Source organism: Ruegeria sp. BH8 (assembly GCF_056538065.1).
In genome coordinates this window covers 266,095-291,556 of record NZ_JBQFSP010000002.1, presented here as the reverse complement: position 1 = coordinate 291,556, position 25,462 = coordinate 266,095, and the positions used below count along the sequence as shown (strand labels likewise).

The following is a 25,462-nucleotide window of genomic DNA, read 5'->3' as shown; positions in this document are numbered from 1 at the left end:
TCATGAAACCGCAGCTCGCATATGACGCAATCGCTCTGGAATACGGTGGTTACACCGTGTTCCTGCGCCCGTCTTTGCGGGCTGCCATTTACCTTGAACGGCTGCACGGTGGCTTTCCCGAGTTGCTGCGCAAGCTGGAAGAATTCGACACGCTCACTGTCTGGCACGTCATCACCGCAGGAGCCGGTAAGACGGACACTGACGCCCTGTTTGGTTATGCGGCGGCTCAACCCCTGTCCGGGTTCTATAACGCTGCCTACGTGCCCCTGTTTGAATTCTATAAAGCACTGACCCTGCAATCGTCAGAGACCGACAAACAGACCCAAAGCACCACGCCGCTGCCTTGGTCTGATCTGTTCAAGCAGCTCTATGGTTACGCAACCGGCTGGATGGGCTGGCAGCCTGAAGCAGCATGGAATGCCACCCCGCAGGACATCACCGACGCCTTTGAAGCCCACATGAGCAAGCTCATGGCTATCCATGGCGCACCTGAAGAAGACCAAAACGAACCCACCGACGAACAGCGTCAAGAGAACGTCGAGAACGGCTTTGATCCTGACTTTGACCGTGCCGGGTTGGAACGGCTGCGCGCGCTCAGCGGCTTACGCATAGGGCAAACGATCTGATGCACAACCACTTTGGAGATACCAATGATTAACCCTTACAAGGGCTACTCCAGTCCCGTTCAGGACACCTTGTCGAACACCCGGAAAGTGTCCCTTGGCCCCACACTGGACAACAAAGGCGCAACGGCAAAGGTCGATCTGCCGACTATCCCGCTGGGGATCGTGTTTCCGCACTACGGAACATATCGGCTCACCTTCCTGAATGATGAAGAATTCGACTTCAGGCTGACCATCGCAACCGGGTTATTGGCTAGTATGTGGCGGTTCCGGGTTAAGAGCGTCGAAGCGCTTTACTTGGACACGCCTGCGATTGGCACGTCGCCTGATATCCAAATCTTCTGGTGATCGATGCCGCGCCCGCCTCATATCTGCACATGTGGCAATATCGTTCCGCATGGTGAGCGCTGCACCTGTCAGGTTGCGCGCACCCGTGCCCGGAACAAACGCCATGATGCGCGCCGCCCGTCTGCATCTTCGCGCGGATATGGCAGCAAATGGCGCGCGGCGCGCGATGCGTTCCTGAAGATCAATGATCGCTGTGCATGGCCCGGCTGTGGAGCCAAGGCCACGCTTGTAGATCACATCATCGCTCATCGTGGCGACATGCGCCTGTTCTGGGATCACTCAAACTGGCAGCCGCTCTGCACGTCTTGTCACAGTCGCCACAAGCAACGGCAGGAGCGCAGCTCATGAGCTACAACCCTGAAAAAACACTATGGCAGGAAGTCTTACTGCGCGCCGTTGATGACGCACTGAACGGTGTCAAAGGTAAGACCCCGAAAGAAGCAATCGCCGCCATCAACAGAGCACGCCACTACCTGACCACACCCAGCACAGACCTGAGCACCGTCTGTGCATGTGCTGACATGGATACCTTTGCCGTGATGGAACGTATGCGCGCCAAGATCGCGGCAGCACCCTCACCTGAGGAACTGGTAGGCGCAACCAAACCGCACATTGCGAAGCTATCAACTGTCCCGGCACGGAAGACGCGCAAGGTAACCAAGATCGTTGACCGGCGCATCACACATGATGGGCAGACACACACCATTGCCCAATGGTCGAAGCGAACCGGCGTTCCAGTAACGAACATTGGAGCAAGGCTCAACCAAGGATGGTCTATTGAGCGTGCCCTGACGCAACCCATTGGCAGACGCAACCGCTCGTTCAACAGACCGGGGGTGGTCTCGAACTTTAGAGGGTCTGAGGGGACCGGCGTGGGGACCTCCGCACAAGACACACCGAAAATAACTTTTTCAGAAAGAGAGGCGAGCTGATGGCCGCACTGACACCTGTTGCGTTGCTGAAATCGCAGCTCAACCTTGATCATGACCTTGATGACGCCCTGCTGGCGCACAAGCTGGACGCCGCTGAAACGTGGATCGGCCATTACACCGGGACGCCGTTTGTGGCCGGTGAAGCGCCCCTGACTGAGGCGGCTTTGCAGCTGGCCGCCTATTGGTATGAGCAGCGCGAGGCCGCGTCATTCGGTATGACCACCGCCCCGGTGCCCTTTGGTGTCCGGGAATTGCTTTCCCCTTACAAGAACCCGGTGACAGGCTATGCCCCGTAACAGCCTGACAGATCAATCGAAGCGACTGGAAGCCCGTCTGAAGGCCATCCCGAAAGAGGTGGTTGAGGCGTTGCGCCCTGCACTTATCAAAGGTGCAGAAGAAATGGCCGCGAACATGCGCGCCCTTGTGCCTGTCGATGAAGGTGACCTGAAAGCGTCCATCACTGTCACCGCACCGGGCGAAACCACCCCGGCCTATGCAGAAGGTGGCGGCAGACGCACCGCTGGTCCTAATCAGGCGCTTGTCACTGTCGGCAATGAAAACGTGCGGCATGGCCACTTGCAGGAATTCGGCACGGTCAAACAAGAAGCACAGCCGTTCATGCGCCCGGGTGCCCGGCTGGCGAAACCCCGTGCGCAGCGGCGCATCAACCGCGCCATCGGGCAGGCAATCAAGAAAGCAGCGGAGGGCAAATCATGATCGCGCCCGATATCGAGTTTCAGACGCAAATCAGAGCGGCGCTAATCGCCAGTTCGGCAGTGACCAATCTTGTGCCCGCCGACCATATCCGGGCTGGATCGACGCGTCCGGACAAGCTGCCTTGCATCATTCTGGCGAACCCTGACACCGCCAATCTTGGTCGGGCTGGTGATTGGTGCCTCACGCGCGTTTGGCTGGACCTGCATGTTTGGGCGATTGAAGACGGCGCGGATATGGCCCGGCAGATTGGTGCGGCCGCATCACATGCGCTGTGGGATGCACCTGTTTTGGGTGAGAACGATATCAACTCCTATGGCCGCCCCAGCTTCAATTACATGCGCGACCCTGACCCCGAGAAAGCATACTGCCACGGCGTTGCTACGGTGTCGGGCGTTGTCCGGTGGAGACCGTGACCATGATCCGGGCAGGCAAACTTGATAAGCAGATTACCGTTGAGCGCGAAACCGAGACGGTGGCGGCGTCTGGTGCCGTGTCGAAGACATGGACACCAATTGCGACTGTCCGGGCAGAGCTGATGCAGCTCAGCGCCGAAGAATATCTGACCGGGTTTGGTGAAGGTGATGCTGGCGGCGCGGTATTCCGTATCCGATATCTGAGCGGGATCACCCCGGCTGACCGCGTGACCTTCGACGGCGCTGCCTATGACATTGACGAGATTGCCGAGCTGGGCCGCAAACGCGGCCTTGAGCTGCGCTGTTCCGAGGTGGCCGCATGAGTGTGCATTCACGCGGTGTGAAACCGCCCCTTTCCCCTGATGCCGATGCACTGACCAAAGCCCCACCTGTGCCGAAATACCTGGCTGCACATGCCAAGGCTGAATGGCGGCGTGTCATGCCGCAGCTCATCGCCCGGCGTGTCATCACTAAGGCCGATCTGGCTGGCGTTGAGGCTTACTGTGTTGCCGTTGGTGCATCCAGATTGATCGCTGACACGATGAGCGCCGGTGCCCTGCCCGATCTGAAATTGGGCGGGCTGCAAATCCGCTACATGCAGGCAGCACGCCAGCTTGCCGCCGAATACGGCCTGACTCCGACCAGTCGCGCACGGATTGGCGCTGTGCAGTCGGATGACGATGACGCCGACAACCCACTGGCAGTGTGACCATGAGCACGGCCAGCACATACCCGGCGTGGATTGATGACGGCAGCTTGATCGCCGATCCTCTTGGACATGGTGAACGGGCGGTCACGTTCTTGAGACGGTTGCGCCACCCGGCAGCCGTGAATGAGAACCGGGCACCCAAGGCCGCAAACGTCAACCGACACCCCCGAGCATTTCAGCTTGCACCGTTTCAGGAACGTATCGTTCGGCGCATCTATGGGCCGCGCCACGCTGATGGCCGCCGGATCGTCAAAACGGTGTTTCTGATGCTGCCCCGTGGCAACCGGAAAACGAGCTTGGCCGCCGCCCTATCCTTGCTGCATGTGATCGGCCCGGAAAAGGTGCCTTCCGGACAGGTGATCTTTGCCGCCTGCGATCGGGATCAGGCCAGTATCGGCTTTCGGGAAGCTGCTGACATTATCCGGGAAGATAATCGCCTTATCGCCGCAACAAAAATCCATGATGCGACGTTTGGCGCGAAACAGGTCACAGACTTGAAAAGCCGCGCCCGGTTGCGCGCAGTATCCAGCGATGGCCGCGCACAGCACGGCACCACCCCGGCTTTTGTGCTGGCCGATGAGATACACGCATGGAAAGGGCGGGATCTGTGGGAAGCCCTGAAATCAGGTCTGGCGAAGACCGACGATAGCTTGCTGGTCATAGCTACCACGGCAGGGCGCGGCCACGAAACACTTGCTGCCGAACAGTATGACTATGCCCGGCGTGTCGCGCTGGGTGAGATCAACAACCCAGAGTTCTTACCGATCATCTTTGCCGCTGAGCCCGATGATGATTGGCAGGACGAAGACGTATGGCACCGGGTAAACCCCGGCCTGAAACACGGCTTTCCCAGCCTGTCCGGTTTGCGCTCACTGGCGAAAGAAGCAAAAGATCACCCGGCAGAGCGCTACAGTTTTCAGCAATACAACCTGAATATCTGGCACGGGAATAGTCGCGACCCTCTGTTCAGTATGTCGACCTATGATGCCCGGCAGTTCGATGATGATGAGACCGACCTTGCAACGCTGCCCTGCTGGGTTGGCGTGGACATGGCGAAGAACGGCGATACAGCCGCGGTTGTGGCCGCTTGGCTGCATGGTGATGGACAGATTACCATCAAGCCGTGGTTCTTTGTTCCCGGCGAAGACCTGAAAGAGCGTTCTGAGCGTGATGGGGTGCCCTATGAGCGCTGGCGCGACGAAGGTCTGATCACGGTCACACCCGGCCCGATCATTGACCCCGGAGCCGTAGAGGATCATCTGCGCGAACTGGCGGCATGCCATGACGTGCAACAGATCGCCTTTGACCCCCACCTTGCCCGGCAGATCATGCAGCGTCTCTATGATGATGGGCTGCCGGTGATAGAGCTGCGTCAGGCGCCCCTTTCTATGGGTGTAGCGATTGGTGACTTGGAACGGGCCGTCAATGGCCGCCTGATCCGGCACAGCGGCCACCCCGTGTTGCGGCACCACTTCGACAGCGTGGTTGCCAGCCGCAACGAAACCACCGGCCTTGTGCGCATGCATAAGGGCAAGAAAACCGACCGCATAGACGGTGCCGTTGCCGCTGCAATGGCTGTGCACCGGGCGCTGGCGGGTGAATCCAACAAATCCCGATACACCGGCGAAGACGCCGAGATATTCACTTTCTGAGGTAGAGCCATGAATGACGCAACACTGCCGGGCCTGATTGTCCCTATCGAAGCCCGGATCGACAAACTTGAAAAGGGCTTGCAGCGTGCGAACCGCACCCAGCGCCGCGCCGCACAGCAAATGGAACGCCGGGCACAGCAATCCGCTAACAAGATCGACGCCACCTATTCCAAGATGGGCAGGAATGTCGCCGCCAGCTTTGCCCGGATGGCTGTTCCGCTTGCTGCCGGTATCGCATCCACGTCAACGCTCAGGGCAATCAATGACACCGCCAAGGGCGTAGCGAAACTTGGCGATGAGGCTAAGCGCGCCGGGTTGTCTCTCAAAGAGCATCAGGAATGGCGCTTTGTGGCGCAGCAGAACCGGATCGAAATCGATGCGATGATCGACTCTTTCAAAGAGCTGAATCTGCGCGCCGATGAGTTCATCGAAACAGGCAAAGGCGGTGGAGCGGAAATGTTCGAGCGCCTTGGTTACAGCGCAGAACAGCTACAGCAAAAGCTGGAAAAGCCGTCTGAGCTGATGCTTGAAATCCTTGAGCGGTCCCGGCGGCTCAACAGTTCCGCCCGTATTCGTGTCGCTGATGAGATTTTCGGCGGCACAGGCGGCGAACGTTTTGTTGAGCTGATGGCGCAAAGCGATGCTGAGCTGCGCAACACAATCAACCGGGCACATGAGCTTGGTGCGGTGCTGGATGACGATGTTGTTGCGTCGGCAGATGAGGTTAGCCGCAAATTCGATGAGTTGAACACCCGGCTTGCCGCGTTCGGTAAGAAACTGGCTGTGTCGATGGCCGAGGGTGTATCAGGCATCCTGAGCGCCAAGAAGAACCTTGAAGGCATATTCGGCGATATCGAACGCGCCGAAGCGGTGCTTGGCAAAGAGCTGGCAAAGGGGCTGGAAGCGAACAAAGCCGAGATCGCCGCCCATGCCGATGATCTGCGCGACCTGCACGGCACCTATGATGAGCTGTTCAATCTGATCAACCGCATGACCGGCCCGGACGGTGTGCGTGTTTTCGAGATCGACAACACCGACGCCCGGTTCGCCCTGGCTGATATCATGGGCGACCTGAAGCGGCTGGTGGATGCGCTGGAAAATGGACAGATCGAAGCCAGCGAGTTCGAAGCGGAAATCGGGGAACTTGTCGGCGAGGCGCGCGAGGTAGCTAAGGAACTGGCAGAGATCGACGGTGCCCGGTTCGCCAGTGTAATCTCTGCAATCGGCGGTATTGGTGATGCGCTGGACAAGGCCATCGGCAAAGCCACCCTGTTGAAAACACAGCTGCCCGGCAACGGTGGCTATACATCCTCTGGGCGTGGCAATGGTGATGCTGAAGTTGAGCGCCGCCGGTTAGAAGGCAATCAGCCTGTATCTGATCTGGCACCTACGTCTTCTGTGCGACCCCGTCCTGCGCCGTCTTTGGTGGATGAGAATTCATCAACCCGGAGCGGTGGCGCTGGTAGCCGTGACGACTTCGAACGCATCACATCTGCGCTTCGTTCTGAAATCACACTTCTGGAACTTGAGTCCGCAGCACTTATCGCAAGTGCCAGCGCTGGCGGTGAATATGCTGTCGCAATTGCCACGGCACGGCGCGAAGCGGAATTGCTACATGCGGCGCAACAGTCCGGCAGGGAAATCACACCTGCGCTGCGCGAAGAAGTTCGCGCTTTGGCACGTGGATACGCCGACGCCGCTCAATCTGCACAGCAAACCGCGCAGAAGTTTGACGAAGTTGATGCAGCACGTGCTAATTTCACAAATCAGGCCGCAGACGCATTCACCGGGATTGTCATGGGCACCATGACGGCGCGCGAGGCACTGGCTGGCCTAGCCAGAGACTTGGCGGCAATGGCGGCAAAGAAGCTGTTCATGTCAATCATTGGCGGCATCATTGGTGGCCCGGCAGGCACTTTGCTTGGCGGCTTGTTCGCAGAAGGCGGCTACACCGGGGATGGTGGTAAGTATGAACCGGCGGGTGTTGTGCACCGCGGCGAATACGTCATGAGCAAAGAGGCTACCCGGCGCATTGGCGTCAGCAACCTAGAAGCGCTGCACAGCTCCGCTAAGAGGGGGTATGCGTCTGGCGGGTATGTGGGTGGCCGGGCACCCGTTCAGGCGGTCTCAGCGGCGCGCTCTGAGTCTGTGAGCGCAGCTGCCGCACCGAACGTCACTATCAATTCGCCGATCACGGTAAATGGGTCAGCTGGGACGCCGCAGCAAAATGACGATTTGGCCGCCCGGATGGCGAAGGAGATGGAGCTGACTATGAGAGGGGTTGTGGTTGAAGAGCTGTCGCGACAGGGAAGGCCCGGTAATATTCTCAACAACCGGCGGCAAGGTGTGCGCTGACCCGGAGATGGCGGAATCTTGTCTGCTTGGGCGGGGTTCCTGCGAATTTCTTTACCACCCCGGAAGGGTGTGTTCCTGCGAATTTCTTGCTTGTATAGTATTTCTTTAAAAATAAGAGATAATAATACAGTTCAAGAAATTCGCAGGAACACACCTCACCTCCTCCGGGATGGAAGTTCCCCATGCCACCACATGCTATCACTCTCGCACCCCTTAAAATAAAGTTCCGGGGCGGCGTAATTTGGCGCTTTCAATTCTAATACTTAAGTGTTAGAATGGTTCGACACAAACGAAAGGCCCCCTATGTCTAAACCTGCCATCCAACTAGCTCCTGAGCGCCACGCACAAATCAAAGCGATTTCTGTCGCACTCGGGTTGTCCATCTCCGAAGTAATCGCGCGTTTCATCAACGATGAAATTGAGGCTGGCACTATCCCGGCTGGGATCGACGGTCTGAACATTCATCGTGGCGACAAAGATCTTTTGATCGGTTTCGATGATCATCCGCCGGTCCGGTTCACAGAAGAAGGCGCTGCCGATCTGGCTGCCGCGCTTCGCGAATTCGCTGACCCCCAAAAGCCCGCCCAGAAGGTCGCCAACATGCGGCACAACTATATGATCGAACGCAAAGGAAATGGGGTAAAGCTCACCATTCCTCTTTCCGGTTCCGTCACAAAATCATGGTCACGTGATCTAGCGCGTGATGTGGCTGATCTACTGGTTAGCTGATCAAAAATAGGAAAGGGCCAGCGCTGCAACGCTGACCCCTCTCAAACTTAGTAGGAACCACATGAGTATAGCAGAATCCGGCACACGTGCACAAACCAAACTTACGGAAACCATCAAGAAAAAGCGCGAAGACATTGCCGCCGAAAATGCACGTCTGAAATCGGAACGCAATGCGCGGCGCTGGAAATCAGAGCGTGACCCCGCTGAATACGAAAAGCAGAAAGCAGGTCAGCGCGATGAATACGCGGCCAAGATTTTGAACGAAGAGGGAAGGGAGGTCCGGGCGTATATGAAGGTTCCCGGAGCGACCCGTGCTGAGCGCGAAGCCAATGCCAAACAGCGGCATGCGGAAAAGCAACGCGACAGGTGGAGCAATGCCAGCCAAGACGAAAAGGACAGAAAGAACGATAAGGTATGGGCTGGTCGGAAGCGCAAAGCTGGCTGGACAGAAGAACAGATCGCCACGGCTCTTGTTGAACGCTCTGTAGAACGCCTGAGCCGCCAACCCGATCCGGGCAAATATGAAGACAATCCGGATTATGGCGCGTTCTGATATTGAGCGCTCCGTCATCTTGTTATACTATAACGATGCGGTTTCGACATGTTCCGCTTCTCCGAACCCCGCGCAGGATCGTCAATGCGATTAAGTCAACCGGCGCGGGGTTCATATTTTCCGCGGTAAGTAAGAGCTTACTTATAATAAAAACAATAGCTTAGGTCGTTTTTCCTCTTGAACCCCAGATTCCAAGTATGCGAGTCTGAGCGCACGAAATCACGCATAAGAGGAATAGTTTCGTGCAGACCAATACCAATACACAAGAAGTCTACCTGCCGGATCACGTATACAAAGCGCTGCAAGAAAAGCTGGCTCAACTAGCTGAGCAGAAATTCGAAGAATGCACAGGCCGTCGCGGCATCGACCCTAAATCAGCAATAGTTGAGGTGCTCAGCGACATCGGGAATATTTGGCCGGTTTCTGTGCTGCGCAATGCCGGAATAGACAAAGCCGGTTAGAATACGCGGCAGTCCGACGCACTACTGACTACTCAATCCACTTGGATCATGAATTTGCTTGTGCAATCATTCTCCGAATAGGCGAATGATTGCTTTTTTTTTCGCCAAATGTGAAAGATCTAAGTTTCGAACGAGAAGATTGATGAGCGAATTAGAATTTAAGACAAACGCCTTTGTTGACCGCTTATTCCTAGCTACTGACAACCCTAGACATGAAGAAGTCGATGACCAGATGGAGGCTATCGAGAACCTGTGCCGCACCGAAGACGTCGCAGCGCTGGCACGAGATATCGCCCGGTATGGTATCAGTCCAGCAGAAAGACTGATTGTATACCCGGTGGACGAAGGGACTGAGATTGGCGATATCTCGCGAAATACGAACTTCGTTGTCGCTGAAGGTAACAGAAGAGTATGCGCGCTCAAATTACTGCACGATCCCGATCTGGCACCAGCCTCAATTCGCGAGGCAATTAAGAAAATTAGTGACGATTGGACACCGATCGACGACGTGGACGTTGTTGTTATTCTTGATCAGGAACGGCGGCGACATTGGCTACAGCGTATTCATGATGGAGTTCAGGGAGGTAGAGGACGCAAACCATGGAACGCAGAGCAACGCACACGTTTTAGCGGTTCAAGAAGAAACATCATAGCGCAACAACTGTTCGACTATGCCGAGAAGAAAGAACTGATGAAGGCTGCACAACGCCGAGGTAGCTTTTCGCACATGGCACGGCTCGTCGGAAATGTTTTGGTTGCCGAAGCGCTCGGTTTGGACCTCAGCAAAGGTGTCGAAGAACTACATATCACCAGACCGGTGGAAGAGTTCGACATAATTTTGAGCGCAACTTTGAAAGAAGCGTTTGAGAAAAATTTGGGCTCTCAAGCTTTGAAAGCAAAGATTGACGCGTTTTCCAGAGACCTCAACGCCCTACCCGGAGTAACTCAGGATCGCATAGAGTCATACCCTCTGAGTGAAGCTACAGAGAGTGAAGACACCCCATCAACGGACGATGCGGAACAGGGCGAGAAACAAGATAGTAGTGAGCGTGAAGGGCCAGGCGAGGACGCAACTGGCAGGCCGGGCTCAAAGCCAATCAGCTCTAAGTATATTCGGCACGAACAAGAGATCGCTGATGGACTTCAGGAAATTGGTGAGGAAAAGCTTCAAAGCCTATATTATTCGATCACGAAGATAAGTGCTGAAACCCATACACCTTTGATCGCTGTCGGTGCGTGGTCATTTCTCGAAAGTCTTGCCGCTGCGATGGGTAAGAATGAAGGAACTTCGTTCAAAGACTATCTGAGTAAAGGGAAACTGAGCCAAATTGGCCTTGGTAAAGGTAAAGAACTTAATGCGCCATCAACCGCGATAGGGCACATTGCCAACAATGGGAATCTCACCAAACATCACAGCGTTGGTGCAACGTTTGACTATCGGCAACTGATAAACGACATGAAAACCCTGACACCACTAATCGTTGCCTGCATCAAAGAGATAAAACAAAATGGGTAGAATGTTCTCACCGCTGCGATATCCGGGCGGCAAGACCAGTATGCTTCCACTGATGTCGCAAATCATCCGTGAGAATGATCTTAGTCGAGCAGCCTATGCGGAACCCTATGCTGGCGGATGTGGTTTGGCACTCGGTCTACTGTTTCAGGGTATCGTCTCGGATATTCATATTAACGATATTGATCCTGCAGTATGGGCCTTTTGGGACTCAGTCCTGAATAGAACCGATGAGCTGACTGATCTCGTTATGCGGTGCGACCTCACGATTGAGGAGTGGAAACGCCAACGCGACATTTTCGCAGAAGGTGATGGCGGGGACAAGCTGCGCTTAGGCTTTTCGGCCTTCTACCTAAATCGCACGAACAGGTCCGGCATTATCAAAGGTGCTGGTGTAATTGGTGGTCTAAAACAAACCGGAAACTACAAACTTGACTGCCGCTTCAATCGTCCAGACTTGGCAAGACGAATAAAACGGATCGCAAAATACAAACGGCGAATTCACCTAACCCAGATGGATGCACTCGACTTTCTCGACCACTCGGATAGGACACTTCCGCAAAGATCAATGCTCTGTATCGACCCACCATATTTCAATAAGGGTTCCAGCCTATACACGAGCTTCTATCGACCAAATGATCATGCAGAACTTGCTAGCAAAATTACCAAACTGCGAAGACCATGGATCGTAACTTACGACAACACGCCTGAAATCCGCTCTCTATACGAAAGCGAAGACTGCTTTAGCTTCGACGTGAATTACTCCGTTCAAACAAAGCGCACTGCCACCGAGCTACTAATTGCTTCACCGCAAATAGAACTATCGTCAGAAATGGAAGCGCGGCGCGTTTCATAACATGTTGAGGCCACGTTATTCGACCCATTTTGGGGCCGGTTACACGGTTACAAACTACCACGTAACCAATTGATTTTTAACGATTCGTCGGGAGTTCGAGTCTCTCATCACCCACCATCCTTTCCCCACAATGTATCAAGGTCTTACGTGACTGGCACATTTTGCTGTGCTGCGCGTGAAACTGCGTCCGCTGCGCATTGATCGCCCCGCTGAGTAAATAGCGTTTTCTTGATTAGTGACACGTATCTCAGCATGATCCGGATATGTCGGTTGAAATGGACACGTGGCTAAACGACCTCGGATTGGGTCAGTACGCAAGTGCCTTTGCGGAAAACGACATTGATGCGCGGGTTTTGCCATTGCTGACAGGCGACGACCTGAAAGAGCTTGGGGTAAGCCTTGGTCACCGAAAGATCATCCTTGCGGCGGTTCAGGATTTGGTTGGCTCTGGGCGCCTGTCTTCATCAGCGCCAGCCGCAGGGGAGCCAACCAGCAAGAAAACTCAGCCATCCGCCCTTGATGATGTGCATGGCGAAGCTGCACCAGCAAAAAAGCCCATCGCACCTGCGGCTGAGCGGCGTCATCTGACAGTCTTGTTCGCTGATCTGGTCGGCTCGACGGAGTTGACCAACCGATTTGATCCCGAAGACATGCGGGATCTGCTACAGAACTATCAGGATACCGTCGCGGGGGCAGTGAGCAGGTATGGTGGCTATGTCGCGAAATATCTTGGCGACGGTCTTCTTGTGTTTTTCGGCTGGCCAACAGCCTACGAAGATCACGCCATTCGCGCGATAAAGGCGGGGCTTGAGTGCGTCCGTCGGGTTGAAGAGCTCAACGCCCCTGACGGTGAGCGTTTGTCAGCCAGACTGGGTATTGCCAGCGGCGATGTCGTGGTCGGTGACACGATCGGCGAAAACTCGTACGAAGAAGGTGCCATGACCGGGCCGGCGGTCAATCTGGCGGCGCGGATACAGGAACGCGCCCTGCCAAACTCGGTGGTTTTGTCTGCAGAAGAGACCGAAGCCGCCTTGCACCGGATATTCGAGTTCGAGACCCTTGGATCAACTCAGTTGAAGGGTTTCAAAGACCCTCGGACCTTGTTGAAGGTCGTATCGGAACGCAGCGCGGAAAGCCGGTTTCGCGCGTCATACAAGGATGACGCTGGCAGCACCATGATTGGCCGGGACTACGAAAAGGGTATCCTGTTGCAATCGTGGCAACGTGCCCAAAACGGTCATGGTGAGGTCGTTCTGCTGTCGGGGGAGGCGGGGATTGGAAAGTCGCGCCTGACTGAGGGGTTTCTTGCGGACGTTACAGCAACCGGACAAGCCGATGTGATAAGGCTGAACTGCTCGCCCTATCTGACCAGCAGCCCCTTTCATCCGGTCACCCAGCGAATTTCACAGGATGCGGGCGTTGAACCGGATTTTGACGACAATCAAATTCTGGAACATGTCAGGAAGCTGCTGGAAGGCCGGGAAGGTCTGGACTGGGAACAGGTTCTGCCTGTCTTTGCAGCGCTGGTTGCGCCGCGCAGCGCGCTGGCTCGTGAAGTTCTCGAGATGTCGCCGCAGGAGCAACGCGACATAACGATCCAAACCCTTATCCATACGGTGCAGGTCCGGGCCGGCGTGCGCCCGGTTATTCTGTGTGTTGAGGATGCACATTGGATCGATCCCTCGACGCAAGCCCTGCTGGAGCGGTTCAAGGCGATTTGCACCGATCTTCCCCTGATGATCTTGATGACCCACAGACCTGGGTGGGACCTGGCCCGCGATGACGGGGACACGCATGTTCAAACACTCCTGTTGCGCCGGTTCGGTTCTGCTGATGTCTCGGATCTGGTCCGCAATATCACCGGCAAGGACCCTGACGATGCCTTGATCGCGACGATCATCGAAAAAACGGACGGCGTGCCCCTGTTTGTCGAAGAATTGACCCAAGCAATCGTAAATGCTGATGAGCAGGGACAAGTCCACATACCATCGTCGCTGAAGGGCGCCTTGATGGCGCGGCTTGATGCAGTTTCGCCCGAGGCCAAACAGGTTGCGTTGACGGGGTCCGTCATTGGGCGGGAATTTGAACCAGACTTGGCAAAGGCCGCGATGGGGCTGGAACGCGCGGATATCAATCTTCGCCTCGAAGAATTGTCGCGAACGGGATTGATCTTTGAAAGCGGAAACAACCGCGGGCATTTCGTGTTTCGCCATGCCCTTATCCGCGATACGGCGTATCAATCCATGTTAAGTTCTACCCGCAGGCAGCAACATTCAGATGTTGCCCGAGCACTGATCGCGATGCGATCAGCTGAAATCGAACGCCGACCCGAGCTGGTGGCCCGCCATCTGTCAGAAGCAGAAGAATGGCGCGCCGCATTCGACAAATGGGAAGCTGCGGCGGAAATGGCGTTGGCCCGGTCAGCCAGCCAGGAAGCGATGGCCAATGCACTGGAAACACTCAGGGCTGCGGAAAAACTTGGCTCTGAAATCAGTGCGGAGATGGTCAGGGGCAAAATTCTTGTCGGACGCAGCCATGACAGCCAGGGCCGGTTGCCTGAGGCGATGGAAGTTCTGAAAAGTGCATCTAAAGCTGCCCGGAAACTCCATGACGTGGAGCTGGCAGCCGATGCAGCCAATCATTTTGCTGACTCGTGCATGATGACAAGCACGCGACATCACGAGGCCATTGACCTTTGTGACAAGGCGCTGAAAGACCTGTCTGACGGTGACGAAGTCAGGCGGTGCCGGTTGATGAGCCAACTTGCAAGGGCGTATATGTTTGTCGGCCAGTTTTCCGAGGGTACGCGCTTTGGTCAGCAATCCATGGAACTGGCGGCGAAACTTGGGGATCATAAATCCCAGTTTTCGGTAATGATGATGCATTTTGGGGCGCCATTCATCGCGCGCAACGGGCGAGAGGCGCGCCATTGGCGTGAAAACCTGGATGCCATGCATCGGGTCGCAGAAAAGCTTGGCACCATTGATCAGGGCCGCGACCGGACGCTCAGCCTGTTTGTCGGTGCTGAAATGGCCGACCGCGACCTGATGGACAACTCACTCGAATTGCTGACTGCGATTTCCGAAAAGGACAATCATCTGCAACTCTATTGGGTTCAGAAACACGCACGCGCCATGGTTGCAATCATGGACGGCGACTTTGTTCAGGCTGAAAAGCACGCCACCGAAGCGGTCAAGATCGGCCGAAAAACGCACGGCGAACATGTCGAGGGCGTTTTCGGCGTTCAGATGTTCACCATCCGCCGCGAGCAGAACCGCCTGCACGAGGTCGCGCCTGTGATCAAGAAACTGATGACCGACAGCCCCGAAGACATATCGTGGAAGCCGGGTTTTGGCCTTATCGCAGCCGAACTGGGGTACACGGAACCCGCCGAAAAAATACTGAATGAAATGGCGGAAAACGGCTTCGACCTGCCGCCAGATGCCATGTATTCAACAACACTGTCCTATCTTGCCGACATCTGTGTGGCAGTCGGGCATCCGGATCATGCCCAGACGCTTTACGGTATGCTGCAACCCTACGAGGACCTGACGATCACCGCAGGGGCAACCACAGTCTGCACAGGTGCCGCAGCCCGACGCTTGGGGAACCTGGCAACGGTGCTGAAAGACTGGGAAATTGCCGGGAAGATGTTCCGGAAAGCCATCGAGATTGACACGAGGATGAATTGCCCGCCATGGATTGCGCATTGCAAGGCAGCGTATGCATCCGCACTCAGACAACAGGGCCGCCCCAGCGATTTGGAACTGGCGTTTCAACTGGAAGGGGAAGCGTTGGCAATATCACAGAAATTGAGTATGGTTTCCCTTAAGTCAAAGCTCGAAGGGGTAGCCAGTTAAGGCCCGGAAAATGCTTGGGGGGCATAATGCCACGATACATCATTGAACGGAATTTTGCCGAGCAGCTGAATATCAGCGACAACGACAAAATTCACATCAAAGAAATCAACGACGAAGTCGGCATTGAATGGATCTTTTCCTTCCTCAGCGCAGATAAGCGCAAAACATACTGCCTTTACGAAGCCCCGGATGAAGAAAGCCTGCGAAAAGCAGCCGAGCGTCTGAACATTCCTGCCGATGTCATCACGCCGGTAGATCGGATCGATCCGGGACTATTTGCCTGACGACCAGCTTTCTCCCACAACCAAGTATCCCCTTCTCAGGGCAATAACAAACTCACGAGGCAGCCGTGCGCGAAACCTTTCCTGAAACAAGGGAGGCCTAAGCATGTTTGACCTGAAAGCACTCGACGGACATATCGCAACTGTGGATCAAGGCGATTTGGACGCGCTTGATGCCTCACTGCGCGGCGGGGTCTACCTGCCGGGAACCCCGGAATACGAAGAAGCCAGGATTACCTGGAACAGCATGTTCGAGCGTTTCCCCGCCTTCGTGATCCGTGCGATGGGGGCGAGCGACGTCCAGAAGGCAATTAACTTCGTCCGACAAGCAGGCCTCATGATGACCGTTCGATCAGGTGGGCACCAGATTGCAGGGCACGCCGTCGCGGACAAGGCCGTCATGCTGGACCTGTCCCAGATGCGTTCGGTTCACGTGGACCCTGCCCGCAAAACTGTCCGCGTTGCACCCGGTGCGTTGCTTGGAGACGTTGATCGCGAAACACAGGCCCATGGTCTTGTCGTCCCCACAGGCATAAATTCGACCACCGGCATCGCCGGGCTGACCCTGGGCGGCGGTTTCGGCTGGACGACCCGGAAATTCGGCATGACAATCGACAACCTTCTGTCGGCAGAAGTTGTCACAGCGGATGGCGCGATTGTCACCGCATCATCCACGAGCCACCCGGAACTTTTCTGGGCCATTCGTGGTGGTGGCGGAAACTTTGGTGTCGTCACCTCATTCGAATTCCAGTTGCATGATCTTGGGCCCGATATCCTGTCCGGCCTGATCGTGCACCCGATCGAAAAGGCACCAGAACTGCTTTCCGAATTTGTGGCCATTGCGGACACGTCCCCCGATGAGCTCACCGTCTGGAGCGTGATGCGAAAGGCGCCGCCGCTCCCGTTCCTGCCGGAAGAGTGGCACGGGCGCGAAGTGCTGATTTTCGCAGCGTGCTATAGCGGCCCGATGGATGAAAGTGAAAAAGCGATGTCGGCCTTGCGCGCGCTGGGTGAGCCGATTGTGGATGTCATTTCACCGCACAGATTCGTGGACTGGCAGGCGGCTTTTGATCCTCTGTTGTCGCCGGGCGTCCGCAACTATTGGAAAAGTCATGACTTCAACACGCTGCCCCCGGCCGCCATCACGGACCTGCTGGACGCGATTTCCACTCTTCCTGATCCCGCCTGCGAGGTATTCATTGCTCATGTCGGTGGCGCGATGGCCCGCATTGAGCCCGCTTCTACCGCCTACCCACAAAGATCTGCGCATTTCATCATGAATGTCCACACGCGATGGGAAGACCCTGACAAGGATGACACCTGCATCGGTTGGGCACGCCAGCTGTACGAACAGATGAAACCGTACTCAACAGGCAGTGCCTATGTGAACTTCATGCCTGAAGACCAATCCGATCACATGAAAGGCGCTTATGGAGTGAACGGCGAAAAGCTGTCCAAGATCAAAGGAAAGTACGATCCCACCAACTTGTTCAGGATGAACCACAATATTCTACCAACGTAAGACAACCAGAGTGGCAATTCCCGAACTGCATTGATGTTGGGACCGCTGTCTTAGCACCACTCAATTTTCTCGCTGTTCGGCTATCGCGCCAAGCGGTTCCTCTCACCTATGGCCGCGCTGGCACTCATGCCCTCTTGTCGTGCAGCTACCCTAGATGCTGTATCCTTAGAGCGTTGAACTTGCGGGGCGCGACCGAACCGACGTCCCTGATCCCGCTTCAAACACCTGTTTTACGCTTAAGCCTGCAATCTGGGTCTCTAAGAACAATTCATCGAATAACCGCCTCGGAATTCGCGGGGCAAGTTTCTTTCGACTACTGGCCGAAACTATCCGACAAGCCCATTGCGGCGTCCGGTTCCCAGAACCTTCACCTCGAGCCAGTGGAACACCAAAGCAATTACGCCCGCTACGAGAATGTAGAATACAGCCAACAGGATAAGCGGTTCGTAGACGATAAACGTATCGGCACGCACACGGGACGACACGGCATAGATATCAACCACGGTTATTGTGGCGACCAGCGGTGTTGCCTTTAATTGCAGGATAGTTTCACCGCCCAAAGTCGGCAGAACATTGCGGATTGCCTGCGGTAACCAGATGCGGCGAAACATCGTCAGCCTTGGCATACCAAAAGCCTTGGCCGCCTCCAGCTGTCCTTTGGCAACGCCCTTGAAGGCTCCGCGCATGACCTCGCCTTCATAACCCGCATAAGAAAGTGTCAACGCCAGCACCGCATAGGGCCAAGCCTGACGCAGGTACGGCCAAAGTTCAGACGATCGTATCCATGGAAACTGCGGAAACAGAGAGCCGAGGCCATAATACAGCAACCAAAGCTGCAAAAGCAGCGGTGTGCCGCGAATGATGGTACAGAACGCCTTTGAGGGTGCCGCAAGATACCATGGCCCAACGGCCTGCGCTAATCCAAGGGGTACAGCCAGTAAAAATCCAAGAACGATCGTGACAACCAGCAACCAAAGCGTGGTCCAGATACCCTTCAATGCAAGAGGCGCATAATTGGGTATCCAATCCCACCGCAATGTCATCGCGCACCAAACCGCGATCCCGGCAAAGATCAGCATCATCACGATACGATGAGGTTGCATCAGAGATCTGAGGTCGATCATCTGCTGCCTCCGTTCAGAGCGGGTTGGCCGCGACGGGCCCATTTCTCAATCCGCGCAAAGATTCCACCCGAAAACAGCGTAACCATCAGATAAAGGAAGCCCGCCGCCAGGAAAAAGGTGAAGTAGGCCCGCGTGCTGCTGGCCGCCTGGCGCGTTTCCAGCGTCAGCTCGTTAAAGCCGACAACGGCCAGCAATGCAGTGTCTTTGGTTGCAATCAGCCACAAGTTGGCCAGACCCGGTACCGCAAAGCTCATCATGGCGGGGATTGTGACGCGCCGCATGGTCATGAAGGCCGGCATCCCGTAGGATTTCGCCGCTTCGATCTGACCGGGCGGAACCGCCTGAATGGCACCGCGCAGAATCTCGGTCGCATACGCGCCCTGAACGACGCCCAGCACCCAAATGCCTGCGGCAACGCCGTTGATCTCGACGCGGCCACCACCCATGGCAGCAGATATCTTGTTGATAATGTCGGATCCCACGTAATACAGGATCAGGATCAGGACCAGTTCCGGCACGGCGCGGATCACGGTCGTATAAATGGCAAGAAGGTCGCGCGTGACCTTCCCGCCGTAAAGTTTGCCATACGCTCCGAACAATCCGATCACGAGGCCCAGCGCATATGCGCCAAAAGCGATCTGCAAGGAGTGAGACAATCCGCGTAGCAGATTGGCCCCCCACCCCGGCGGCGAGAGCGACAGAAGCTCTGCGCTCTGCGCCAAACCAAGTGATTCCAGAAATCCGGTCACGGCAACGGCTTAGTAGATGCTGGTCGAGAAATAGTTCGACGTGATCTTCTCATGCGTGCCATCGGCAAGAATTGCCGCGATGCCCTTGTTCAACGCCGCAAGCAGGTCATCCTGCCCTTTACGAACGCCCGCACCGACACCACGCCCCAAAATGGCGGGATCGTCCTTCACGGCACCTTTGATTTCGCAGCAAGCACCGGCATCCGAATTCACAAAATCGGCCATCGCAATGCTGTCAGCTTGTGTGGCGTCGATCCGACCGGCAAACAGGTCCTGATTGGCCTCATCCTGAGTTTGATAGACGCGCAGTTCGGAATCCTTGAAGTATTCCTGCGCATAGGCTTGGTGGATCGTCGAAGCCTGAATGCCAATGACTTTACCCGCCAGCGATTCCGGGGTTGCTTCGATATCCATCGATTTATCGGCAACGATAACCGCAGGTGTGTTGTAATAAGGATCGCTGAAATCAATGGTTTTCAACCGTTCCTCGGTGATCGACATCGAGGCCATGATGGCGTCGATCTGCTGCCCCGTCAGCGAAGGGATGATACCGTCCCAGGCCACCGGCGTGATAACACAGTCAAGTTCCGCAGCGGCGCAAACTGCATTGATGACGTCGATCTCCCAACCAACCCAGTTGCCTGAACTGTCCAGCGACGCGAAGGGCGGATAAGGCTCGGCCGCGATGCCGATCTTGACCTCTTCTGCACTGGCAACACCAGCCGAAAGGACAGCGGCGGCAAGACCGGACGCGAGCAGTTTCTTGACGTTCATTTTGTTACTCCCTTTAGGTTTATTTTGTTGTTTTTTGTAGTGGATCAGGCGACCGAGCTGAGGAACTGCTTCAATCGTTCTGATTTTGGATTTCCGAAGACCTCGGCAGGTGGACCCTGCTCTTCAATGCGGCCCTCGAAAAGATAGACGACATGGTTCGCGACTTCGCGCGCAAATTTCATTTCATGGGTCACAAGCAGCATGGTGCGCCCTTCCGCTGCAAGATCCCGGATCACGGTCAGAACCTCGCCGACAAGCTCTGGGTCAAGCGCTGAAGTTGGCTCATCGAAAAGCATCACCGAAGGATCCACCGCAAGCGCGCGTGCGATGGCGGCGCGCTGTTGCTGACCGCCTGAAAGATAGGCCGGATAGGTGTCGGCCTTGTCACCAAGCCCCACCCTTTTCAGCAGGTCATGCGCCCGCGCGACAGCTTCGGCCCTTGGTACCTTAAGGACATGTACCGGTACCTCGATCACGTTTTCCAAAAGTGTGCGATGTGTCCACAGGTTGAACTGCTGGAAAACCATCGCAAGCCGCGTACGGATACGTTCAATCTGGCGGCGGTTCGAGGGGCTGCCGTCGGCATGCATTTCAACCAGCTCACCGCCGATGGTGATCTTTCCCGAGCTTGGTGTTTCCAGAAAGTTGATACAGCGCAGCATGGTGGATTTGCCCGAGCCCGAACCCCCAATGATGGCAACGACATCGCCCTTGTTCGCTGTCAACGAGACACCTTTCAAAACCTCCAGCGTGCCGAAAGACTTGTGCAGGTCCTCAACCCTTATCGCCTCGTCAGACGTGGTTGTTTCGCGTGCGGGTGATGCTGCTTTGGCTGTATCCATATCCAAGAATCTTCTGATTTCAGCTTGCAGTAAGCCTCGAATCTCGCAATTATGCAAGTGTATAATAATTCCGTACCATGGATGACCCGGACGTGCAGGACGACAGCCGTAAATTTACACGTGAATCTGCCGAGTTTCGGCGCGAGGCGCTGATCCTGGCGACTTTGGACCTGATCGCCGAGATGGGTGTTCGGGGGGCCACTGTGCGTCAGATCTCGGCCCGCGCGAACGTGACCCAAGGGCTGATCCGGCACTATTTCTCATCCAAGGAGGAACTGGTTCAGGCTGCGTACGAACATCACATGAATACGCTGACCGATCAGACAGCTGCGTCGTCAGGGAAAGGCAGCGCAGTATCTCAGTTGACCAACTTCGTTGATGCGTCGCTGCGACCGCCAATCGTTGATCCAAGCGCTGTGGCCTTGTGGGCCGGCTTCCTGAACAAGGTGCAGCGTGATCCGAAAATGCAACGCATCCACCAGCAAACCTATAACTATTTCCGGGATCAGCTTGAAAAGCTGATCGTCGCCGCATTGCAAGAAACCGGACGTCCAGTCACCACGTCGAAAGCGGCGCAACTGGCCATTGCCTGTAACGCGGTTATCGACGGTCTTTGGCTGGAAGGCGGTGCGCTTCCAGATGCGTTTTCCGAAGGTCAATTGGCGCAGATCGGATTGGATTCAGTCAGCGCTATCGTCGGTATCCCATTGATCAAAGAGGTGGAACAACCATGAAGACCACATCTGTGACAGAACGGTTAGCGGGCTTGGGTGGCGCCAAATGGGGCGTACATCTGAAAGCGCGCGACCTTATCAAGGCCGGAGCGGACATCGTCGAAATGACGATAGGTGAACCGGACGTGCCGGTGTCGGACGCGCTGGTCGAAGCCACCGTAACCTCACTGCGGGCCCAGCGAACGGGCTACTCCAATGGCCGTGGCGAAGCTGGCTTGCTTGACGCGCTTTCCGCCCGTTACTCGGCTTCCCGCGGACGTGTTTTCGGGCCCGAGAATTTTCTGTGCTTTCCCGGAACGCAGACCGCACTGTTCGCTGCCATGGCCGGCGTTGCCGAGGCCGGTGACGAAGTTCTGGTCGGTGATCCGATGTATGCAACCTACGAAGGGGTCGTGCGTGCTTCCGGGGCGGAAATGGTGCCCGTACCTCTGCGCCCGGAACACGGGTTTCGCATGCAGGCCAAAGATATCGCCGCACGCGTAACACCGCGCAGCCGCGCCGTTCTTCTGACAACGCCACACAACCCAACGGGCGCGATCCTGACCGCCGAGGAGTTAACCGAGATCGGACAGCTCGCGATTGCGCATGATTTGTGGATTATCTCGGACGAGGTCTATGAAGAACTGATCTTTGACGGGGCCAGATTTGTGTCGCCACTGGCAGACCCGGAACTGGCCGATCGTGTCATAGGCGTATCATCCATCTCGAAATCACATGCCGCGCCGGGGTTCCGCAGTGGCTGGTGTGTCGGGCCAGCCGCGTTTTGCGAAGCGCTGCTGCCCTATTCCGAGACCATGCTTTTCGGCAATCAGCCCTTCATCGCCGATATGACCGAAAAAGCGATCCGAGACGGGTCCGAGGTTGCCTCCGGCATGGCCGCCCGTTTTTCAGCGCGCGCTACGCTTTTGGCTGATCGCCTCGAAGCAGAAACGGATCTGACCGTTCACCGGCCTCAGGCGGGAATGTTCGCCATGATCAACGTCTCCGCCACCGGGTTGGACGGCGAAGCCTATGCCTGGGACCTGTTGCAGACCGGGGTGGCTGTCATGCCGGGTTCCGCCTTTGGGGACAGCTTGAAAGACTGGGTGCGGGTCGCCCTGACGATCAGTGACACCAACTTTGCCACTGCGGTCTCTCGCCTCATCGATCACGCCAACAGAAAATCACGCGAGGTTGCATGAGTGAAATGACCGTGGGCGAAGCATTGGTTGCAAGGCTTCGCCAAAAGGGTGTGACCTGCGTGTTCGGAATTCCGGGCGTTCATACGGTCGAGCTTTACCGCGGGCTTGCAGGCTCGGGCATTCGTCACGTTACACCCAGACACGAACAGGGTGCAGGGTTTATGGCCGACGGCTATGCGCGCGTGTCAGGCAAACCGGGTGTGGCCTTTGTGATCACCGGGCCTGGATTGACCAATACATTGACGCCGATGGCGCAGGCCCGCGCGGATTCAATACCGATGCTGGTGGTGTCCGGTGTCAACAAAACCGCATCTCTTGGCAGGGGTTTAGGGCATCTGCATGAATTGCCAGACCAGTTGGGACTGGCCAGGACCGTTGCGTTGCTGTCCGAACAAGTTTCCGCCACCAACGCTCTGGACCCGGCCTTGGACCGCGTGTTCCACACCCTCACCAACGGTCGACCCGGACCGGTGCATATCGAAGTTCCGTTGGATATCGCAGCGGCTGATTATCAGGAAACACAGGTCGAACCGCTTGTCTCAGCCTCTCCGATTGACCCGGCTTTGATTACACAAGCCGCACAGCAACTGGCCAAAGCGAAGAACGTTGTCATTCTGGCGGGCGGCGGCGCAAAACGTTCCGAGGCTGGATTGCAGGCCCTGGCCGAAGCTCTCGATGCGCCCGTGGTGCAAACGGTCAACGCGCGCGGCCTGATGCACAGGCATCCGCTGACTGTTCCGGCAAGCCCCAGCCTGAACGCCGTACGCGGCTTGATAGAAAGCGCCGATTGCGTCCTTGCACTGGGAACCGAGCTGGGCCCAACCGACTATGATATGTATGCCACCGGCCAAATTGCCAAAATGTCAGGGTTGATACGGGTTGATCAATGTGGCGGGCAACTGGCGCGACATGAGGCAGCGCTCATCATTCAAGGTGACGTCAACTTGGCTGTATCAGCGCTGGTTGACGCCTTGCCGCACAAGCCAAAGCAAAGCGATGGCGCGGAACGTGCAGGCAAAACACGTGACGCCGCCTGGGCGGAAATTGGTCCAGACTATCGCAAACAGGTGGAAATCCTCAACGCAATGCGTTCTGCGGTCCCGAACACCCTGATGGTCGGAGACTCCACGCAACCAATCTATGCCGGCAATCTTTTCTACGATCACGACCGGGCCGGAGGCTGGTTTAACGCGGCAACCGGGTACGGCGCGCTGGGCTATGGAATCCCCGCAGCCATCGGCGCTTCGGTCGCCGATCCCACGGCACGTGTAATATGCATCGCGGGCGATGGGGGCGCGCAGTTTTCTCTGCCTGAAATTATGGCCGCGGTCGACGAAGACCTGCCGGTCACCTTCGTGATCTGGAACAATCACGGATACCAGGAAATTGCCACGTCAATGCAGGATGCGGGCGTGACAGTCATAGGATGTGATCCCTCGCCCCCCGATTTTTCAGCGACGGCCAAGTCATACGGTATTCCATTCGCTTCGGTTCCAGCTGAACCGCAGGCTGTCGCGCAGGCATTGCGCCAAACTGCCGCCCAGAACGGGCCGGTAATGATCGAAGTCACCGCTCCGAAATTCGCAGCTCAGAAAGATTGAAACATGTCAGACCCAACCTTTGAGTTTTCCCGCGCCATTACCCGCCGTCCGGCTCCGACTATTGCAGGCGGGTTGCGTGCAGAAGATATCGGAAACCCGGATTTCGACGGGATGACAGCGGCGCATAAGGCATATGTGGCAGCACTGAAAAGCACCGGAGCAGAGGTGATCGAACTGGATCCCCTGAACGCGTTTCCCGACGCGCAATTTGTCGAGGATACAGCCCTTTGCCTGCCGCAAGGTGCGATATTGATGCGGCCCGGCGCACCTTCGCGGATGGGTGAAGTGGCTGAAATGGCGCCGACCCTTCGCGACTGCTACGACACGGTTCTGGAAACTCAGGGACCCGGCCATGTCGAGGGTGGAGATATCCTTGTTACCGGTCGAGAAATTCTGGTGGGCCGGTCAGACCGGACTGACGCTGAAGGTGTCGCCGAGCTGGCGAAAATCACCTCGGAGTGGGGGCACAAACTGCGCGAAGTTTTCACGCCCGAGGGCGTCCTACACTTCAAGACAGATTGTTCGCTGATGGACGCCGAGACAATACTGTCGACCCGACGGCTGGATGCATCGGGCTGTTTTGAGGGCTACCGGGTGCTGCATGTTGCGGACGGAGAGGAAGCTGCCGCCAATGCGATCCGCTTCAACAATCTGGTGCTGATGGCCGCTGGCTTCCCACGCACCGCTGAGATGTTGGATCGCGAAGGGTATGAGGTCGTAGAAATCGACAACACCGACTGCGCAAAGCTGGACGGAGGAATGTCCTGCCTTTCGTTAAGGTTCTAAGGGCGTAACCGGTAGCGTTCGATCCTTGGTGTTTCTTGCGAAACCCGTCGCCTGTACCGGTCTTTCCTTTCCCGCCATTCGCTCATAAACATAGGTGGCCGGCGATGATCTCGTCCGCCTAGTGCGACCTGCAACCGGTTGCAAGAC

The 25,462-nt window shown here is 56.2% G+C and carries 27 protein-coding genes; 23 read left to right on the top strand and 4 right to left on the bottom strand.

Annotation, left to right across the window (positions count from 1 at the left end; genetic code table 11):
* The first annotated feature begins 2 nt into the window (after positions 1-2).
* From ACR0AD_RS08530 to ACR0AD_RS08440, 19 genes are all read left to right on the top strand, one after another.
* Positions 3-626 carry a hypothetical protein gene (locus tag ACR0AD_RS08530; RefSeq protein WP_480486801.1) on the top strand — a complete coding sequence of 208 codons (624 nt, stop codon included), beginning with the start codon at positions 3-5 and terminating at the stop codon, positions 624-626.
* Positions 627-650: 24 nt separating this feature from the next.
* Positions 651-971 (top strand): hypothetical protein, encoded by a 321-nt coding sequence (locus ACR0AD_RS08525; protein WP_480486799.1) that lies wholly within the window; start codon positions 651-653, stop codon positions 969-971.
* Between the two features lie 3 nt (positions 972-974).
* Positions 975-1,319: an HNH endonuclease signature motif containing protein gene (locus ACR0AD_RS08520; protein WP_480486798.1), complete on the top strand. Its 345-nt coding sequence runs from the start codon at positions 975-977 to the stop codon at positions 1,317-1,319.
* Entirely contained in the window at positions 1,316-1,903 is a 588-nt protein-coding gene (locus tag ACR0AD_RS08515; protein ID WP_480486796.1) for a hypothetical protein, read from the top strand. The genes ACR0AD_RS08520 and ACR0AD_RS08515 overlap by 4 nt, the downstream gene beginning before the upstream one ends.
* Positions 1,903-2,199, top strand: a complete 297-nt coding sequence (locus tag ACR0AD_RS08510; RefSeq protein ID WP_480486794.1) for a head-tail connector protein — start codon at positions 1,903-1,905, stop codon at positions 2,197-2,199. Before ACR0AD_RS08515 ends, ACR0AD_RS08510 begins: the two co-directional genes overlap by 1 nt.
* Positions 2,189-2,620, top strand: a complete 432-nt coding sequence (locus ACR0AD_RS08505) for an HK97-gp10 family putative phage morphogenesis protein (RefSeq protein WP_480486792.1) — start codon at positions 2,189-2,191, stop codon at positions 2,618-2,620. The genes ACR0AD_RS08510 and ACR0AD_RS08505 overlap by 11 nt, the downstream gene beginning before the upstream one ends.
* Positions 2,617-3,033 (top strand): DUF3168 domain-containing protein, encoded by a 417-nt coding sequence (locus tag ACR0AD_RS08500; RefSeq protein WP_480486790.1) that lies wholly within the window; start codon positions 2,617-2,619, stop codon positions 3,031-3,033. The genes ACR0AD_RS08505 and ACR0AD_RS08500 overlap by 4 nt, the downstream gene beginning before the upstream one ends.
* Positions 3,034-3,035: 2 nt before the next feature.
* Positions 3,036-3,356 carry a phage head closure protein gene (locus ACR0AD_RS08495; RefSeq protein ID WP_480486841.1) on the top strand — a complete coding sequence of 107 codons (321 nt, stop codon included), beginning with the start codon at positions 3,036-3,038 and terminating at the stop codon, positions 3,354-3,356.
* Positions 3,353-3,742, top strand: a complete 390-nt coding sequence (locus ACR0AD_RS08490; RefSeq protein WP_480486789.1) for a P27 family phage terminase small subunit — start codon at positions 3,353-3,355, stop codon at positions 3,740-3,742. The genes ACR0AD_RS08495 and ACR0AD_RS08490 overlap by 4 nt, the downstream gene beginning before the upstream one ends.
* A 2-nt stretch (positions 3,743-3,744) precedes the next feature.
* A complete protein-coding gene (locus ACR0AD_RS08485; RefSeq protein ID WP_480486787.1) occupies positions 3,745-5,394 on the top strand; it encodes a terminase large subunit in 1,650 nt (549 codons plus the stop codon).
* 9 nt (positions 5,395-5,403) lie between these two features.
* On the top strand, positions 5,404-7,749 hold the full coding sequence (locus ACR0AD_RS08480; protein ID WP_480486785.1) for a phage tail tape measure protein: 2,346 nt from the start codon (positions 5,404-5,406) through the stop codon (positions 7,747-7,749).
* 303 nt (positions 7,750-8,052) lie between these two features.
* Positions 8,053-8,478 carry a hypothetical protein gene (locus ACR0AD_RS08475; RefSeq protein WP_480486783.1) on the top strand — a complete coding sequence of 142 codons (426 nt, stop codon included), beginning with the start codon at positions 8,053-8,055 and terminating at the stop codon, positions 8,476-8,478.
* Between the two features lie 61 nt (positions 8,479-8,539).
* Positions 8,540-9,031 (top strand): hypothetical protein, encoded by a 492-nt coding sequence (locus tag ACR0AD_RS08470; RefSeq protein WP_480486781.1) that lies wholly within the window; start codon positions 8,540-8,542, stop codon positions 9,029-9,031.
* 242 nt (positions 9,032-9,273) lie between these two features.
* Positions 9,274-9,492, top strand: a complete 219-nt coding sequence (locus ACR0AD_RS08465; protein WP_480486779.1) for a hypothetical protein — start codon at positions 9,274-9,276, stop codon at positions 9,490-9,492.
* A 142-nt stretch (positions 9,493-9,634) separates the two neighbouring features.
* Positions 9,635-11,008, top strand: a complete 1,374-nt coding sequence (locus tag ACR0AD_RS08460) for a hypothetical protein (RefSeq protein ID WP_480486777.1) — start codon at positions 9,635-9,637, stop codon at positions 11,006-11,008.
* The gene (locus ACR0AD_RS08455; RefSeq protein ID WP_480486776.1) at positions 11,001-11,861 is read left to right on the top strand and encodes a DNA adenine methylase; all 861 of its coding nucleotides are present in this window, start codon (positions 11,001-11,003) and stop codon (positions 11,859-11,861) included. The genes ACR0AD_RS08460 and ACR0AD_RS08455 overlap by 8 nt, the downstream gene beginning before the upstream one ends.
* Before the next feature lie 263 nt (positions 11,862-12,124).
* A complete protein-coding gene (locus tag ACR0AD_RS08450) occupies positions 12,125-15,721 on the top strand; it encodes an adenylate/guanylate cyclase domain-containing protein (RefSeq protein ID WP_480486774.1) in 3,597 nt (1,198 codons plus the stop codon).
* Positions 15,722-15,747: 26 nt separating this feature from the next.
* A complete protein-coding gene (locus ACR0AD_RS08445) occupies positions 15,748-16,005 on the top strand; it encodes a DUF4242 domain-containing protein (protein ID WP_267366859.1) in 258 nt (85 codons plus the stop codon).
* A gap of 103 nt (positions 16,006-16,108) precedes the next feature.
* Positions 16,109-17,524, top strand: a complete 1,416-nt coding sequence (locus tag ACR0AD_RS08440) for an FAD-binding oxidoreductase (RefSeq protein ID WP_480486773.1) — start codon at positions 16,109-16,111, stop codon at positions 17,522-17,524.
* Positions 17,525-17,850: 326 nt separating this feature from the next.
* On the opposite strand, the gene ACR0AD_RS08435 is transcribed toward ACR0AD_RS08440, so the two are convergent.
* From ACR0AD_RS08435 to ACR0AD_RS08420, 4 genes are read right to left on the bottom strand one after another with little or no spacing between them, the layout of a single operon-like run.
* The gene (locus ACR0AD_RS08435) at positions 17,851-18,648 is read right to left on the bottom strand and encodes an ABC transporter permease (RefSeq protein WP_480483323.1); all 798 of its coding nucleotides are present in this window, start codon (positions 18,646-18,648) and stop codon (positions 17,851-17,853) included.
* Complete coding sequence (locus ACR0AD_RS08430) at positions 18,645-19,397, bottom strand: ABC transporter permease (protein ID WP_480475310.1); 753 nt, start codon at positions 19,395-19,397, stop codon at positions 18,645-18,647. Before ACR0AD_RS08430 ends, ACR0AD_RS08435 begins: the two co-directional genes overlap by 4 nt.
* 9 nt (positions 19,398-19,406) lie before the next feature.
* On the bottom strand, positions 19,407-20,171 hold the full coding sequence (locus tag ACR0AD_RS08425; RefSeq protein ID WP_480475308.1) for a transporter substrate-binding domain-containing protein: 765 nt from the start codon (positions 20,169-20,171) through the stop codon (positions 19,407-19,409).
* Between the two features lie 44 nt (positions 20,172-20,215).
* A complete protein-coding gene (locus ACR0AD_RS08420; RefSeq protein ID WP_480486771.1) occupies positions 20,216-21,013 on the bottom strand; it encodes an ABC transporter ATP-binding protein in 798 nt (265 codons plus the stop codon).
* A 77-nt stretch (positions 21,014-21,090) separates the two neighbouring features.
* On the opposite strand from ACR0AD_RS08420, the gene ACR0AD_RS08415 reads away from it, so the two are divergent.
* From ACR0AD_RS08415 to ACR0AD_RS08400, 4 genes are read left to right on the top strand one after another with little or no spacing between them, the layout of a single operon-like run.
* Positions 21,091-21,747 (top strand): TetR/AcrR family transcriptional regulator, encoded by a 657-nt coding sequence (locus tag ACR0AD_RS08415; protein WP_480486770.1) that lies wholly within the window; start codon positions 21,091-21,093, stop codon positions 21,745-21,747.
* Entirely contained in the window at positions 21,744-22,928 is a 1,185-nt protein-coding gene (locus ACR0AD_RS08410) for a pyridoxal phosphate-dependent aminotransferase (RefSeq protein ID WP_480486768.1), read from the top strand. The genes ACR0AD_RS08415 and ACR0AD_RS08410 overlap by 4 nt, the downstream gene beginning before the upstream one ends.
* Entirely contained in the window at positions 22,925-24,529 is a 1,605-nt protein-coding gene (locus ACR0AD_RS08405; protein ID WP_480486766.1) for a 5-guanidino-2-oxopentanoate decarboxylase, read from the top strand. Before ACR0AD_RS08410 ends, ACR0AD_RS08405 begins: the two co-directional genes overlap by 4 nt.
* A 3-nt stretch (positions 24,530-24,532) precedes the next feature.
* The gene (locus ACR0AD_RS08400) at positions 24,533-25,315 is read left to right on the top strand and encodes a dimethylarginine dimethylaminohydrolase family protein (RefSeq protein ID WP_480486765.1); all 783 of its coding nucleotides are present in this window, start codon (positions 24,533-24,535) and stop codon (positions 25,313-25,315) included.
* Positions 25,316-25,462 lie beyond the last annotated feature (147 nt).